The following is a 15,711-nucleotide window of genomic DNA, read 5'->3' as shown; positions in this document are numbered from 1 at the left end:
TTGACTAAATCATTCATCCCCAGCATTGTTAAGAACGGTGTGGGGATGGATTCTCCAGCGGCTGGGTCGAGTAAAAATCACAGCGAATTAAAAAAACACCAGGCGATCTGCAACAATCTGGTTGCGCTTGATAAGCATTCTCAGCAATCTTCAGGCTTGAGTTTCAATGTCGAAATAGCAAATCGTATTTATGAATCACTGATTAATGAGGGTCTATCTCAGGAGGAATGTGTCCAGGTGATGGACAACGTTCATAACATTTTCAGGAATTCGATTGCGGAGCAAAATTCCTCCCTGAGTATTATCAATCGGAGCCGCAATTTATCCCCTTTCGAGCAGGCCCAGACTCGACTCGCTCAGGAGTCGATAACATTTGATCTATTGAGAAATGCGCTGGCTGATATAGCGCAACCCAAAGCGGATGATGCGGCCAATCCGGGCCCTGGCCCTGAAATAGAAATGGGGCCTTCGAATCAACCGGGTATCAATATTACAATCAATGCACCTTTCACTTACACCTACCATGAAGGTAATCAGGGGAGTGAATCTCCGGGCATGGCTTCGGGAAGCCAACCGGCCTTTACGACATCTTCCGGTATAACTCAGACTGATGATCCCATTGCTCCACAATCAGTGACGACTGCAGTGGGAACTGAGGAAATGGATTCATCTACACATCCGTTACAAGACTCTCAGCGCCCTACGATGACTAATGCCGTCGAACGATCGGTTCAGCATGTACCCGATCTTTCTGAGCAGGATAGTCAGACAATATCTCCCGATGAGTCTCCGCGCCAATCTGTTAGTCGAGGTTTGGCTAGCAACAATGATGCTGCTAATGAACTGCATCACGATGTCATTGATGCGGCGACGGGGCCAGCCGTTCAACCTACGGATCAGCAAGAAGAACAGAACACCGTAAACGCCACTCGTACTGACCAGGCGAGCGGCACAGATGGCGATAGGGCATCGCTTCGGTCCCCGGTTTCGTCGTATATCGGCGGCCCGGGCTCCGCAAACGCCCGGTCGAACCCGGCAGAAGCCCGGCGTATTGTGGAGCCTGGCCCGAGGGTGCTGAACAGCCAGGGAACGCAGTTCCGGATGCCGGCCAGCAGCCTGGCGGGAAATATGCCTGGCAAGCCGGCGTCAGCAGCCACGCCGGATACGTCAGCAGGGCGTATGCCTGATGGCGGGACAACGCGGAACAAAGAGACACAAACGCCGGGGAACACGCTGTCTCAGGGCACCGGTGACGGAAAGGTACGCGACGCGACAGGTCAGCCGCCGGCCGCGGCAAAACCAGACGTGCCATATATCGGCGGCCCGGGCTCCGCAAACGCCCGGTCGAACCCGGCAGAAGCCCGGCGTATTGTGGAGCCGGGCCCGAGGGTGCTGAACAGCCAGGGGACGCTGTTCCGGATGCCGGCCAGCAGCCTGGCGGGAAATATGCCGGGCAAACCGGCATCAGCAACCACGCCGGATACGTCAGCAGGGCGTATGCCTGATGGCGGGACAACGCGGAACAAAGAGACACAAACGCCGGGGAACACGCTGTCTCAGGGCACCGGTGACGGAAAGGTACGCGACGCGGCAGGTCAGCCGCCGGCCTCTGCAAAACCAGACGCGCCGTATATCGGCGGCCCGGGCTCCGCAAACGCCCGGTCGAACCCGGCAGAAGCCCGGCGTATTGTGGAGCCGGGCCCGACGGTGCTGAACAGCCAGGGGACGCTGTACCGGATGCCGGCCAGCAGCCTGGCGGGAAATATGCCGGGCAAACCGGCATCAGCAACCACGCCGGATACGTCAGCAGGGCGTATGCCTGATGGCGGGACAACGCGGAACAAAGAGACACAAACGCCGGGGAACACGCTGTCTCAGGGCACCGGTGACGGAAAGGTGCGCGACGCGGCAGGTCAGCCGCCGGCCGCGGCAAAACCAGACGCGCCGTATATCGGCGGCCCGGGCTCCGCAAACGCCCGGTCGAACCCGGCAGAAGCCCGGCGTATTGTGGAGCCTGGCCCGAGGGTGCTGAACAGCCAGGGAACGCAGTTCCGGATGCCGGCCAGCAGCCTGGCGGGAAATATGCCTGGCAAGCCGGCGTCAGCAGCCACGCCGGATACGTCAGCAGGGCGTATGCCTGATGGCGGGACAACGCGGAACAAAGAGACACAAACGCCGGGGAACACGCTGTCTCAGGGCACCGGTGACGGAAAGGTACGCGACGCGACAGGTCAGCCGCCGGCCGCGGCAAAACCAGACGTGCCATATATCGGCGGCCCGGGCTCCGCAAACGCCCGGTCGAACCCGGCAGAAGCCCGGCGTATTGTGGAGCCGGGCCCGAGGGTGCTGAACAGCCAGGGGACGCTGTTCCGGATGCCGGCCAGCAGCCTGGCGGGAAATATGCCGGGCAAACCGGCATCAGCAACCACGCCGGATACGTCAGCAGGGCGTATGCCTGATGGCGGGACAACGCGGAACAAAGAGACACAAACGCCGGGGAACACGCTGTCTCAGGGCACCGGTGACGGAAAGGTACGCGACGCGGCAGGTCAGCCGCCGGCCTCTGCAAAACCAGACGCGCCGTATATCGGCGGCCCGGGCTCCGCAAACGCCCGGTCGAACCCGGCAGAAGCCCGGCGTATTGTGGAGCCTGGCCCGAGGGTGCTGAACAGCCAGGGGACGCTGTTCCGGATGCCGGCCAGCAGCCTGGCGGGAAATATGCCGGGCAAACCGGCATCAGCAGCCACGCCGGATACGTCAGCAGGGCGTATGCCTGATGGCGGGACAACGCGGAACAAAGAGACACAAACGCCGGGGAACACGCTGTCTCAGGGCACCGGTGACGGAAAGGTACGCGACGCGGCAGGTCAGCCGCCGGCCTCTGCAAAACCAGACGCGCCGTATATCGGCGGCCCGGGCTCCGCAAACGCCCGGTCGAACCCGGCAGAAGCCCGGCGTATTGTGGAGCCGGGCCCGACGGTGCTGAACAGCCAGGGAACGCAGTTCCGGATGCCGGCCAGCAGCCTGGCGGGAAATATGCCTGGCAAGCCGGCATCAGCAACCACGCCGGATACGTCAGCAGGGCGTATGCCTGATGGCGGGACAACGCGGAACAAAGAGACACAAACGCCGGGGAACACGCTGTCTCAGGGCACCGGTGACGGAAAGGTACGCGACGCGGCAGGTCAGCCGCCGGCCTCTGCAAAACCAGACGCGCCGTATATCGGCGGCCCGGGCTCCGCAAGCGCCCGGTCGAACCCGGCAGAAGCCCGGCGTATTGTGGAGCCTGGCCCGAGGGTGCTGAACAGCCAGGGAACGCAGTTCCGGATGCCGGCCAGCAGCCTGGCGGGAAATATGCCTGGCAAGCCGACGTCAGCAGCCACGCCGGATACGTCAGCAGGGCGTATGCCTGATGGCGGGACAATGCGGAACAAAGAGACACAAACGCCGGGGAGCACGCTGTCTCAGGGCACCGGTGACGGAAAGGTACGCGATGCGGCAGGTCAGCCGCCGGCCGCGGCAAAACCAGACGCGCCGTATATCGGCGGCCCGGGCTCCGCAAACGCCCGCGCGAACCCGGCAGAAGCCCGGCGTATTGTGGAGCCTGGCCCGACGGTGCTGAACAGCCAGGGGACGCTGTACCGGATGCCGGCCAGCAGCCTGGCGGGAAATATGCCTGGCAAGCCGGCGTCAGCAGCCACGCCGGATACGTCTCAGGGTGCCGGTGACGGAAAGGCACACGACGTGACAGCTCAGTCGCCAGCCTCCGCAACATCAGGTTCCTTAAGCGCCCGCGCGAACACGACTGAAGTACCGCGTTCCAATCAGAAGGAACCCGGCATGTTGAACCGTCAGGGTTCGCACTGGCAAGGACTTGATGGCAATCAGGCCAGCAAAGTGACTCCTGGTCAGACATACAAATCGTCATCGTTTGTAGGGAGTCGTGGTTCATCACAGGCGACGCCATATTTCAGCGGTGTTTCAAAATCCACAGCGAAAAAGTAGTTTGCTGCGAGCCATTTTGAACGAGGAAGCCATGAGAAGAATAGAACAAAATGTTGTAGGTACCGTGAATAATATTATTGCTCAAGCATTATGTTGTGATATTGAGCAGGTCACTAAAGATAAAGATATGTATTACGATCTTTTGGCCGACTCATTAGCAATGATTGATATTTTTGTTGCGCTGGAGCAAACGTATTCGATTGCTTATACAGAAGAAGATATAACAAAAATAGAACGCGTGGAGGATATATATCATTTTGTCAATGTTCACATTTAGAGAGGGACGTTTGATGAATATCAATGCCATTATCTCTGCGGAGTATCGCTACTACACTCCAGGGGGAGGGGCCTCGTATCCATATCGGCATTTTTTGTCGCAATTAGAGGGCGTAAGGGGAGGGATCCCAACGAATATGTTCAGGAAAAATGTATGTGATTATCATAATCTCATGAATTATAAAATAGATGATGATGATCTTAGTGATGAGTATGTGGTATCTCCATTACGCAAAGACAAGCCACTGCACATAATATCATTTATCCGGTTGGTTTCCGGTGTCGAAAGTCACCTCCTGGCTTATTATGTACCTTACCAGTATCGAAAGCGAACGGTCTTTAAAGTGCGACATCGTGGATACACTGTCAGAAAGTGCAAAAATATCTAGGGTCACTTTACAATTAGATTAATCAGCGTAATCAAAGGGCACTATGACTTTATTATCATAGTGCTTTTTTTATGAAAAAATGATCGTTTTTGTCGTTGTTCGATTATGTTTTCATCACAATTGAATCATGATTTTTATCGCATCTCTGAGTACTATTACGTCATGATTGATGGGCTCGATGTCTATCATTTCTCACAGGATCATAAAACTAATTATGCTGGAAAAAAAACAAAACAATAATTCTGCGCGAAAAGTTGTAATTCGTTTGATTAATGGTTCGCTACGCGGGTGTGAGTTCACGCTTACGGCCGGGAGAACCGTATTCATCGTCTGTCATGCAGATGATATTAAGCAGCAACACCAGGGAACCCTCACCCCCGATAACACGATTTACATCCCCTGTAGCGTACCGTCGCCCAATTTTGAAATATTTGTGCCAGAGGATAAAGATAAGCTTCTTGTTTTACATGTATTTGACGTCGATGGTGCGACTGAACAAGAAATTTCTGCGAACAAATTAATTGCTATCGGTGAGCAGAAGATCTGTTGGAGAGATGAAAAGGATGCCTTTTCCGACGATTTGTTAACCGATTATGTTCATCAACAGTCACATGATGATGCTGAGCAAAATGATGATGTCAGAACGACCACCGGTAAAAGCCCTTGGTGGAAATTGGCTGCGGCTTTCGTCATTATTGGCTGCGTCTCCGCTGCCGGATACTCTTATCTGAACGAAACTCAGCGTCAAATTACTTCAGTTGCTGAATTTCTGGATAATAAGGTAGGCGATTACCATATCATCTATGGTAAGGACAGTATTATCTACATCCTCTCTGAAAGCGAAAGCGCGGCGCAATGGGCCATTCAGAGTATGATTCGAACGCCTTCGCCTTACCGCACTAAGATCTTGACAACCGACAATGAAGCACAGCGAATCGGCACATGGATAGAAAGCAACTGGCCGCAGGTCAAGCTTCATCGTGTCAGACTTGATTATCCCGAGCATCCTGTTATTGAGGTTAGTGCGGAGCGAACGAAATTATCTCCAGCGGAAATGAAGAGGTTTACTGATTCGATCGCCAAAAATATTAATTATGCTACTGATATCTCAGTTAAGAGCATTTCTGACCAAAGCATTCGCCGCCTGGCTATCGATGGCCTCGAAAAATTGTCGCTCTCTTTTACAGAGGTAAAAAATAGCAACAGCGTGACGCTGGTTATTCGTGGAGCACTCGACGATGGTGAGCTTGAAAGATTAAAAACATTTATTACTCACTACTCCCAAATATGGAAAGGAGAGTATGTGCAATTTGCTATGGAGCTTAAAGATGATTGGCTGAAAGGCAAATCATACAAATATGGAGATCGCGGATATGTCAAGTTATCTCCGGGACATTGGTATTTTCCACGCAACATAAAAAAGGAACTATGAAATGAGTGATGTTAATTATGCAGCATTTGCCAACTGGGATGGTTTTTTATCTGAGATGTCTGGATCGTTCGATTCTGGTGTCACAAATCTGAACACTGAACTGGATGAAGCATTAAAATTGTTGACAGCCGATCCATCAAACCCTGAGCTTTTGGCTAAATATCAGTCACGCTTATCAGAATATACACTTTATCGTAATGCACAGTCCAACGTGGTTAAAGTATATAAGGATGTGGCTTCAGCAATTATCACCAACTTCCGTTAATATGAGATTAATGTTATGAGCTTTATTGTTAATCCTATAGAGGCATTCGCTGAGCAATCAAAAGACATCTCAATGGCAGATCCAACCTCTGTCACGTTGGAAGCTCGGATGATTCAGGCCTATGCCAAAACCTCAACATCATTTGAAGCTGAACAAAATGATGTGATCAATCGATTACAACAATCGAAAGTGACATCGGACCCTGCAGAGTTATTCAAGTTACAGCAGCGCACGTCAGATTATAACCTGCAAGTTTCTATGATCAGTACCTTAACTCGCAAAGGCGTCAGTGCGGTTGAAACTCTACTACGTTCCTGATAATGAAAAAATCATACTTATTTTTGCCATTAACAGTGTTGCTTCTTACGGGCTGTAAGGAAGAGCAATTACTCAAAGGTCTTGAGCAAAATCAAGCTAATGAGGTTATTGCTTTGTTGCAGCGGAATAACATCATGGCCGAGAAACTGAGCACGGCTAAAGAAGGTTTTGCCGTTTCTGTTAATGCCCGGGATTTTGCCGCTGCCGTTGATCTTATGGCTATGTATGGTCTACCCAGACCACCTGAGATCGAAATTGCACAGATGTTTCCTGCTGATTCTCTTGTGTCGTCTCCGCGAGCGGAAAAGGTCCGACTTTATTCTGGTATTGAACAACGCCTTGCCCAGTCGTTGTTAGCTATACGGGGAGTCGTCTCAGCCCGGGTACACGTTAGCTATGATATTGATGCAGGAGAAGGGAACAGCAGGAAAAAGCCTATCCATTTATCGTCGCTGCTCAATTACGATAATCAGATCACTGATACCTCGCTTTTGGTTGGGGATGTGAAACGTTTTTTGAAAAACAGTTTCGAGGATGTGGAATACGATAATATTTCGGTCATTTTGTCAAAAGTTGACAGCGTTCAGCGGATAGCGCCAGCTATTGCGCCTGAGCGCTCTCCATCGTTGATGACTTGGTTATTTATCGTAGCTATGTTAGCAGTGAGCTTTGTATTAATCGCTGCGATGGTATTCAAAAAGAAAGGGCATACATTAGCTTCGGCTTTAGGTAAGCATTCCATGCTCAATGGGAATAAAGGCCAGCACCAGCAAACGGGCGAGGCACAGGCTGAAATTAACCCCGAAGTTCAGAACAGCGTAGCGGTTTCCGATCAAAAATCTTCGCCGTCTGAAGGGAGGGAGAATGTACGCTGAAACACAGCGGATACTTTATGACCCTGTATCCTGGATTCATCCACATCGATTTCCGGCGATAGAGAATTTATCATCAGTCAGATGTCAATCTGTATTGAATGACATTCTTTTAGAAGGGTTTAAGTTATCGACTGATTGCGTTGATCTTAATAATAGTCGTGAGCGTTATATAATTTCGCACTGGGCACTATTGCCCGGTGCGGCATTAATGGCTGCCTGCCATCGCCATCGGGCAAAACTCGCGCGTAGCGGCCTGATTGCAAAACTGGATAAGGTGACTCAGCAATTTGCGCTGTCTTGCCTTACCGAGTCAGAAAGCCAGGGGCATGAGAGATTAACAGCTCAGGAGTTAGTACGGTTGGCCTGTCAGGAGGCAATGGCATTCAGTTGTTCACTATCGGTATCAATACGAGAAAGAGTCCCATTGCTTTTTTCCTCTTCACCGCCGATTTCACATAGTGCAGTTTATAGTGAAAATGATGAACTGCTATTAAGGATGGCTATTCAGCATGCAAAACGAGCCTCATGATATTATTTTTCGAAATATTGCCGAAGATGTTTTATTGCCTGCAAGTAAATTATCCCTGATAAAGCGATCGCATGACATTATTGCGCAGGCAAAAAAAAATGCCAGTAGGATAATTAAAGAGGCAGAAGCAGAATGCGAGCAAATTCGCCGTGAATCATATAGCGCTGGCTATGAACAGGGGTTGGTAATGTCTCTCAGTTCGGTCTGCCAATTCATTGACAACAGCGAAAAACATACTCAAGAAATGGCGGTCAAGATACGAAATGATCTGAAAAATACTTTGTCGGATATCATCAGCGAAGATGATTTTAATGTAAAGGTGGTTGAGCATTGGGCTGAAGGACTTGACAAAAGTGATGAATCTTTACCATTACATATCCTAATGCCTTATGCCAATCGAAAGCTAAAGGAAAGGTTTGCTCAGGCGATCAAAAAGAACCATTCCGGGGGCGTGATTTTTGAGTTCCACGATGAACCTAGGTTCGTATTTAAATATAATAACCGACTGGCTGAGTTTTATCCTGAAGAGTTTATCTATGCTACCGTTGATGCACTGACATCAAAATATACTTTTGCCGAGCGAAAGCGCGAAATATCTAATGAGGCCATCAGATATCTCCATGAACAGTTGAGCTTATTGTATCCACCGTTACAAGAAGAAGGCATTGCGGAGTTAACAGATGAACAATATTGATACAATCAGTAGTTACAACTCAGAAGTGGTCTTGCAAAATCATGTCGAGGAAATTAAAAGTCTCGATGAAAATATGAGTGAGTCGAAGACCGACCTGAATCTTGGCTTCTTGATGATGTATGAAGAATGGAAACAAAAGATTCTCTTATCCAATGGGATTAATGAGGATGAAAATGCTGAATGGTAAATTGTTGTATATGAAATGCAGTATTGCTATCAGTGTTATTTTGCTTGGCGGCTGTCAATCATTCCCGCCGAATAAAACGCTAATGGCAAGCCATCATCAAGAAGTTGTTGGCCCGGCATATCGTTGCGTCCCTGGAGAAGGCAAAATCAATAGTGTATTGCCGGCGACACTGTATGAGCATATGAATGCGTGCGTTGTCAGAGAATCATGGAGTGATGCGGTATATTTGTATGCTCTGGCCGGGAGTTTAACATGGTATGACGCGGTTCAGGTAGATACGCAATTTGCGCGTTCCATGCACACTCGGTTGCTAAAAGAAAGTATTGATGCTCTTGATAATAACCAGCGAAATAATTTCTGGCTGCACATTCAAGCTACTATGTCAGACCTTACTCAAAAGACAGCATTATGTGAAAATCTCATTGCCTTAGGTGCACCAACATATCAACCTGATTATATGCTGTTATCTGCTTCTGTGAACGTAGAGAGAAGGGAGCCAATAGCGATGAACTGGAAAAAAGCCGTTTATTCATATATTGGTTGTGATAGTGAAAGTTACCTTGATAACTATTCTTCATAAAAAACGAGCTATTCCTGGACATTGTGCATGTTTTTTCGTTTAAGATGTTTCAACTCCTTTCTTTTATTATATGGGTGTGTTAAAAAACAATAGGTATGATGATTTGAGCTATCCTTTTATCTGCAATAAAATGCTTGGGTAAAAAATCATTGTGTTTATCAACTCGTTTATAGAATATTTAGACTATATTGGGATTTTTATCTTCACGGTAAAAGGATTTTTTTATGGATTCTATATGTTACAAATTTGAAGGATTTAAGTTTCGATATGGACGTCTTGTCAACAGTGAAATGAATGAGATTACGCTTGCACCAAAGGAAAGTGCAGTGCTGAAACTATTGCTGGAACGTGCAAATGAGGTTGTCACTAAGGAGGATTTCGTACGGCTAGTTTGGAAAGGGGGGATTGTTTCCGATGAGTCACTGACACGCTGCATCTATGTTCTGAGACGAATTTTGGGGCACTCTCATAGCAAGCGCTTTATTGAGACAGTTTATGGTAAGGGTTATCGTTTTGTCTTTGATGTGCAGATAGCCGATGACGATGTTTCCTTAGATGATACACCTACGCCAGTACTACAACCCCCTGCATCGGGCAACCCCAGCATTGCATTATTTCCGTTTGAAATGGAGAATAATAAATTATCTATATCGCTTCACGATATGCTGGTAGAAAGATTACAACGCATAAAAATGAAAAGTTCAGTATCCATGCACGTGATTTCTTCATTTGTCACACGAGCCTATCGGGACTATAGTGATTTTTTATTAGCAATTGAAAAATCAAATGCAGACTATTACATCACTGGTGCAGAAGTCTATTCTGACGATAACTGTATTATCAGGCTGGAGTTAGTCAGAGCTTACGACCATTCTGTGCTTGGTCGTGAGGGGGTGACCCTGACGGGCGATCATCATCTTAATTTTCACGCTATTTTTAAGATGATCACCATACTGCTTTCAGGGATTGGTGTAACGATAAGAGATGTGAATATCGCTACTCCCGTGACAGAGATAGGTAGTGAAATAATCGCGGAAGAAAAGCATCAACATTACTCTACTCGCGCATTGAGAAAACATCTGGACCTTATCTGTGAACAGGAGGGACTGCGAAAACACTATGTGAATAAATTCCATGAGGCCATGGCTATCTACTTCTCAATCGTTAATCATGGAATCATTAAATATTCGTATTTACGCGATGAGATAAACCATATCTTTAAGAAGATGGCGGCCAGGGAACAAAATAAAGCGATCGCTTTAGCGTTGCAGGGCGTTCTCGATGAAGGGGATACCGCAGAGGAGAAATTCAAACTCGCACTGTTGTTGTACCCTGGTGTGGCGGAAGTCTATTACTACTACGCTTGTTACCTTGTCACTAATGGCGACTATTATAATGCACTGCGGATGAATAATATTTCTATTGATCTTAATAAGGCGTCATACTCTGCAAGGACATTATCACTGATTATTTATTATCTGATGGGAGACTATTCTAATGTCTTTGAAATCGGTGACAAGTTGTTACTCACACGGTCCTGCTTTACATCAATTGTGAAAGGCATCCTGGCTTTAATTTATGTCAGAGGAGGGGAGCTAAAAAAAGCACAACACTTCACCCATGCTTTTGAGAAAGTAAAGAGTGAGTGTGATTTTATCGCCTACTGCTATGATGAGGTGCAGTCCAAAGTGAAGGGTAATCACACAAGCCATGTCCCAAATGCAGTAGAGAGAAAGGCTCAAGAAAGTAAATACGTTGCTTGTAATCCATGATAATTATTATTTACACAAGGCTATTGTAATGTGATTTTAAAACGCGCATTTATAATTATGAATGATAATGAATGTCCTCTCCGTATAATTAGCGATAAGCATGTGTCAGCTGTTTTTTTTCTATTTGATATATGGTGTATGTCGAATTGAAAGTGTGTTTATTGAGTTAGAGGTTATTCATAATGATATTTAATGCGTTTTTAATTGGCGCTGTGAAATAGAGGAAATAGAACGTCGATTGATTTTATTGTCAATGTATAAACTCTTCCTACAACTTCAATAATGATGAGTGCAGAAAGCGCACAGATATATAGTTTTTAAAACTAGAGTCTCCTTCTGGCGACAATCGCCAGAAGGGTGTTAAGATCTTGCTCTATCGTACTAACAGCAGTGTTTCACCACGCCCTAAAACTCTTAACCTGGACAGGTTGTCTGATTATATGCGTGGAGAACAATGCTGGTATCAGCATACGCGAGTAACGCTAAAAATCAGCCGTAATTATTCTTGCAAAAAACACTTTTATCAAATGGCATATATTAACTGTGTCGTTTTTTGAAAGTCCTGATTGTATAAATTAAGTAGATTTAATCCACATAAAAATGTGGTTCACCAGCACTATGCGGATAAAGCAAGTGTTGGTGATATCTATTCACTTTTGCAGGAATGAACAAAGATGCAATTAATTAAATGGGCTTGGGCTATTGGCTTGACGACCACCGTATTCTCCGGTTATGTGCAGGCAGGAGATCAGGGCCATGGTAAGGTTACATTTACCGGAGCAATTATTGATGCCCCATGTTCAATCACTCCCGATAGTATTGAGCAAACAGTCGATCTTGGCGAAATTTCTAACAAAGCCCTGATGAATGGGGGAAAATCACGTCCACGACCATTTGATATCAAATTGGAAAGTTGCGATCTCTCCGGACTCACAGATAAAACGGTCACCATCACCTTCACCGGCTCAGAGTCCAGTGCCCAGCCGGGCTACCTGGCGCTGGTTGGCACCGCCAAAGGCGCGGCAATCGCCATTACCAATGATGAAGGTACCAATATTCCACTCGGAACACCCAGCACGGCAACGAAAACTCAGCAAGGGGATAACACCCTGACCTATGCCGCTTATTTGCAGGGCAATGGTGCCTCTTCGTCCGTTGTGCCGGGCGACTTTTCCTCGGTTGCTAATTTTACCCTGGCCTACCAGTAAGCCGAGTCTGGCCTTACGCATTTTCGGTACGGTTTTTATATGCGGGGTACCTATGAAATGTAGTGCTTCATTTGTCACGCCTTTGCGGCTGCTGTGGTTAACACTGCCATTTTTCTCCGCGAGCGTACTGGCGACCTCCGTTGGGGATCAGGGGCATGGAAAGGTCAGCATGCAGGGGGCAATCATCGATACGCCCTGTGCGATTAAGGTCGATAGCCGGGATCAGGTTATCGACCTTATCACCTTGCCGTTGGACCAAATTATCAGCACCGGTGTTGGACCGTCGAAGTCGTTCAGTATTCACCTCGAGAACTGCGCGCTGGAGCCGATGTTGCCAAACCATCCTGACTGGTCACATTTTAGCGTCACTTTCGATGGCGCTATCACCGATGGAACATTGTTTGCCCTGGGTGGTGAGGCCCGTGGAATTGGTCTCGAAATTATGGATGCGGCGGGAAACCGTATGTTACCGGGTATCGCTTCTTCTGAGGGGCAGATAATGCCTGGCGCCATGCGTCTTGATTACAGTCTACGTCTGGTGGGTAACCATCAAAAATTGCGGGCTGGTGCCTATCAGACGACGGTGCGTTTTAAACTGGATTATTTTTGATGAGGCAAGTTTTTAACTACTCAGGGATTGCGCTGCTGGTTGCGCTGGCTATACAGGGAGCGCCGAGCCTGGTATATGCGGCGGAAGCTATCCAGTTCAATACCGACGTGCTGGATGTTGGTGACCGGGCGAAAATAGATCTCAGCCAGTTTTCTCGCGCCGGTTTTATCATGCCGGGAAAGTACCATATGGTCGTGCGTCTGAATAAGACCGAGTTGCCTGAACAGCCGCTGAATTTTTTCGCGCCGGATGATGACCCAAAGGGGAGTGAGGTTTGCCTGACCCCGGATCTGGTCGCGCAGCTAGATCTTAAATCTTCCGTGAAGAACTCGCTCACATGGTGGCACCACGATACCTGCTTACAGTTGGTCAGTTTGCCTGGTGCCAGCGTCCGCGCGGATCTTGGTAGTAACACGCTATATCTGAGCATTCCCCAGGCGTATCTGGAGTATACCGCTGAGAACTGGGATCCTCCCGGAAGTTGGGATGAAGGAATCGGTGGGGCGATTTTCGATTATAACCTCAACGGACAATCCTCTCGCTATGCGGTGGGAAACCGTCGTGAGACGAAGTCATTGACCGGTAATGGGACGACCGGTTTTAACCTCGGCAGCTGGCGTGTACGCGCCGACTGGCAAGGGCGCTATAGCCATAGTGATGGAATGAACAAGGACGAACAACGTGAGTGGGCGTGGAGTCGATATTACGCATGGCGCGCTCTACCTACGCTTAAGGCGAAACTGATGTTAGGCGAAAACTATCTTAACTCAGGATTGTTTGACAGTTTCCGCTATACGGGAAGTAGCCTGGAGTCGGATGACACCATGCTGCCGCCAAATCTCCGCGGCTATGCGCCGGAGGTGGTTGGCGTCGCCAGAACTAACGCTAAAGTCACCATCAGCCAGCAGGGGCGTGTGCTCCACGAAACCACCGTCGCGGCGGGGCCGTTTCGTATTCAGGATCTGAATACGGCGGTCTCCGGCACGTTGGATGTGGCAATACAGGAACAGGATGGCAGCGTACGCAGTTTCCAGGTGGATACCGCCAATATTCCCTATCTGACACGGCCGGGAATGGTGCGTTACAAACTGGCAATGGGTAAACCGTCGGACTACCGTCACAACAGCCTGGGACCGGGATTTGTGACGGGGGAATTTTCGTGGGGTGTGAACAACGGTTGGTCACTGTACGGCGGTAGCCTGCTGGCGGGCGAATATAACGCGCTGTCAGCGGGGATCGGACGCGACCTGCTGGCTTTAGGTGCGATCTCATTCGATTTGACGGAATCTCATGCCGTACTGCCGCGCGCGGGCAGTAAAACGGGTGGATCCTGGCGTCTTAGTTACTCTAAACGCTTTGACGAATATGACAGCCAGGTCACTTTTGCGGGCTATCGATTTTCGCAGCGTAATTTTATGAATATGTCTGAGTTCCTCAACGCGCGCTATCACGGCATTGCGGGTAATAACAACAAGGAGCTTTACACCATTGCCTTCAATAAACAGTTTCGGCAGATCGGGCTAAGTGCCTACATGAACTATAGCCACCAGACCTACTGGGACCGACCAGATAACGAAACCTACAATTTCTCGGTATCACGCTTTTTTGATGTCGGGCAATTGAAAAACCTGGGTCTGAATTTCTCCGCCTACCGCACCTTTTTTAACCATACCCGTGACGATGGCGCTTACCTTAGTCTCTCGGTGCCGTGGGGAAATGGCGGAACCTTTAACGTCGATAGCCAGGCGGGAAGTTCAGGCAATGGCGCAACGGTGGGTTATTTCAACAGCATTGATCTGAACAACAGCTATCGACTTAAAGCCGGTGTTGCTCAGCAGGGACGGGGAACCAGTAGCGCGTATTTTACCCATAAAGGTGATGTCGCGGAACTCTCGGTAAATACAAGCTACGAACAGGGACACTATCGTTCATGGGGCGGTGCCATCCAGGGGGGGCTTACGGCCACAGCGCAAGGGATGGCGATGCACCGGGTAAGCAGTATGGGCGGGACGCGCATGATGGTGGATACCGCTGGCATAGCCGGGGTACCCATTCGCGGCTACGGTGCGGGAACGCAGACGAACCGTTTTGGCAAGGCAGTGGTCGCGGATATCAACAAAGGCTATCGCAGCAGCGTCAGCGTGGATGTGAACGATCTTGCCGATAATGTGGAAGCCACGCGATCGGTCGTGCAGGGAACGCTAACGGAAGGGGCTATCGGCTATCGCCGTTTTGGCATGATCGCCGGACACAAATCCATGGTGCGATTGCGTCTTACGGACGGCAGTGCGGTGCCATTTGGCGCGGTGGTGGTCAGCCATCACGAAAGCCAGGCAGGGATCGTTGACGATGATGGAATGGTGTGGCTAACGGGGATGGTGGCAGGAGAGAGCATGCGGGTGATGTGGGATGGGCAAACGCAGTGCGCAATCATGCTGCCAAAACCCTTACCGACAACTACCCGTATTCTACCGTTAACTTGCTCACCGCAAATTTAACACCTCAACTCTCCGCAGCCGTGGAGACAACATGCGGCCCGGCGTATTTATGGCGGGCCAATAACAGCGAGTA

The 15,711-nt window shown here is 49.1% G+C and carries 14 protein-coding genes; all 14 read left to right on the top strand.

Going from position 1 to position 15,711, the window contains the following annotated elements; translation table 11 throughout:
- Positions 1-813: 813 nt before the first annotated feature.
- A complete protein-coding gene (locus tag K7B04_RS18845; RefSeq protein ID WP_223802734.1) occupies positions 814-4,005 on the top strand; it encodes a hypothetical protein in 3,192 nt (1,063 codons plus the stop codon).
- A gap of 31 nt (positions 4,006-4,036) precedes the next feature.
- Positions 4,037-4,282 (top strand): phosphopantetheine-binding protein, encoded by a 246-nt coding sequence (locus K7B04_RS18840; RefSeq protein ID WP_223802733.1) that lies wholly within the window; start codon positions 4,037-4,039, stop codon positions 4,280-4,282.
- A 602-nt stretch (positions 4,283-4,884) separates the two neighbouring features.
- Positions 4,885-6,102 carry a PrgH/EprH family type III secretion apparatus protein gene (locus tag K7B04_RS18835; RefSeq protein WP_167575689.1) on the top strand — a complete coding sequence of 406 codons (1,218 nt, stop codon included), beginning with the start codon at positions 4,885-4,887 and terminating at the stop codon, positions 6,100-6,102.
- Between the two features lies 1 nt (position 6,103).
- Positions 6,104-6,367 carry a type III secretion system needle complex protein gene (locus tag K7B04_RS18830; RefSeq protein WP_167575690.1) on the top strand — a complete coding sequence of 88 codons (264 nt, stop codon included), beginning with the start codon at positions 6,104-6,106 and terminating at the stop codon, positions 6,365-6,367.
- Positions 6,368-6,382: 15 nt separating this feature from the next.
- Positions 6,383-6,685 (top strand): type III secretion system inner rod subunit SctI, encoded by a 303-nt coding sequence (gene sctI, locus K7B04_RS18825; RefSeq protein ID WP_167575691.1) that lies wholly within the window; start codon positions 6,383-6,385, stop codon positions 6,683-6,685.
- Between the two features lie 2 nt (positions 6,686-6,687).
- Positions 6,688-7,560, top strand: a complete 873-nt coding sequence (locus K7B04_RS18820; protein WP_223802732.1) for an EscJ/YscJ/HrcJ family type III secretion inner membrane ring protein — start codon at positions 6,688-6,690, stop codon at positions 7,558-7,560.
- Positions 7,550-8,089, top strand: a complete 540-nt coding sequence (locus K7B04_RS18815) for a type III secretion apparatus protein OrgA/MxiK (protein WP_223802731.1) — start codon at positions 7,550-7,552, stop codon at positions 8,087-8,089. Before K7B04_RS18820 ends, K7B04_RS18815 begins: the two co-directional genes overlap by 11 nt.
- On the top strand, positions 8,070-8,783 hold the full coding sequence (locus tag K7B04_RS18810) for a hypothetical protein (protein WP_223802730.1): 714 nt from the start codon (positions 8,070-8,072) through the stop codon (positions 8,781-8,783). The genes K7B04_RS18815 and K7B04_RS18810 overlap by 20 nt, the downstream gene beginning before the upstream one ends.
- Entirely contained in the window at positions 8,770-8,970 is a 201-nt protein-coding gene (locus tag K7B04_RS18805; RefSeq protein WP_167575695.1) for a hypothetical protein, read from the top strand. The genes K7B04_RS18810 and K7B04_RS18805 overlap by 14 nt, the downstream gene beginning before the upstream one ends.
- Positions 8,957-9,550: a hypothetical protein gene (locus tag K7B04_RS18800; RefSeq protein ID WP_223802729.1), complete on the top strand. Its 594-nt coding sequence runs from the start codon at positions 8,957-8,959 to the stop codon at positions 9,548-9,550. The genes K7B04_RS18805 and K7B04_RS18800 overlap by 14 nt, the downstream gene beginning before the upstream one ends.
- A gap of 224 nt (positions 9,551-9,774) precedes the next feature.
- Positions 9,775-11,322, top strand: a complete 1,548-nt coding sequence (locus K7B04_RS18795) for a winged helix-turn-helix domain-containing protein (protein WP_223802728.1) — start codon at positions 9,775-9,777, stop codon at positions 11,320-11,322.
- A 674-nt stretch (positions 11,323-11,996) separates the two neighbouring features.
- Complete coding sequence (locus K7B04_RS18790) at positions 11,997-12,530, top strand: fimbrial protein (RefSeq protein ID WP_167575698.1); 534 nt, start codon at positions 11,997-11,999, stop codon at positions 12,528-12,530.
- 52 nt (positions 12,531-12,582) lie between these two features.
- On the top strand, positions 12,583-13,140 hold the full coding sequence (locus tag K7B04_RS18785) for a fimbrial protein (RefSeq protein ID WP_167575699.1): 558 nt from the start codon (positions 12,583-12,585) through the stop codon (positions 13,138-13,140).
- Positions 13,140-15,638 (top strand): outer membrane usher protein, encoded by a 2,499-nt coding sequence (locus tag K7B04_RS18780; protein ID WP_223802727.1) that lies wholly within the window; start codon positions 13,140-13,142, stop codon positions 15,636-15,638. The genes K7B04_RS18785 and K7B04_RS18780 overlap by 1 nt, the downstream gene beginning before the upstream one ends.
- The last annotated feature ends 73 nt before the right edge of the window (positions 15,639-15,711 follow it).

Origin of the sequence: Kluyvera sp. CRP (assembly GCF_019930565.1) — a bacterium.
Classification (GTDB): domain Bacteria; phylum Pseudomonadota; class Gammaproteobacteria; order Enterobacterales; family Enterobacteriaceae; genus Kluyvera; species Kluyvera georgiana_A.
Note: the sequence above shows the minus strand (reverse complement) of the source record. Positions and strands in the feature narration are given on the sequence as shown.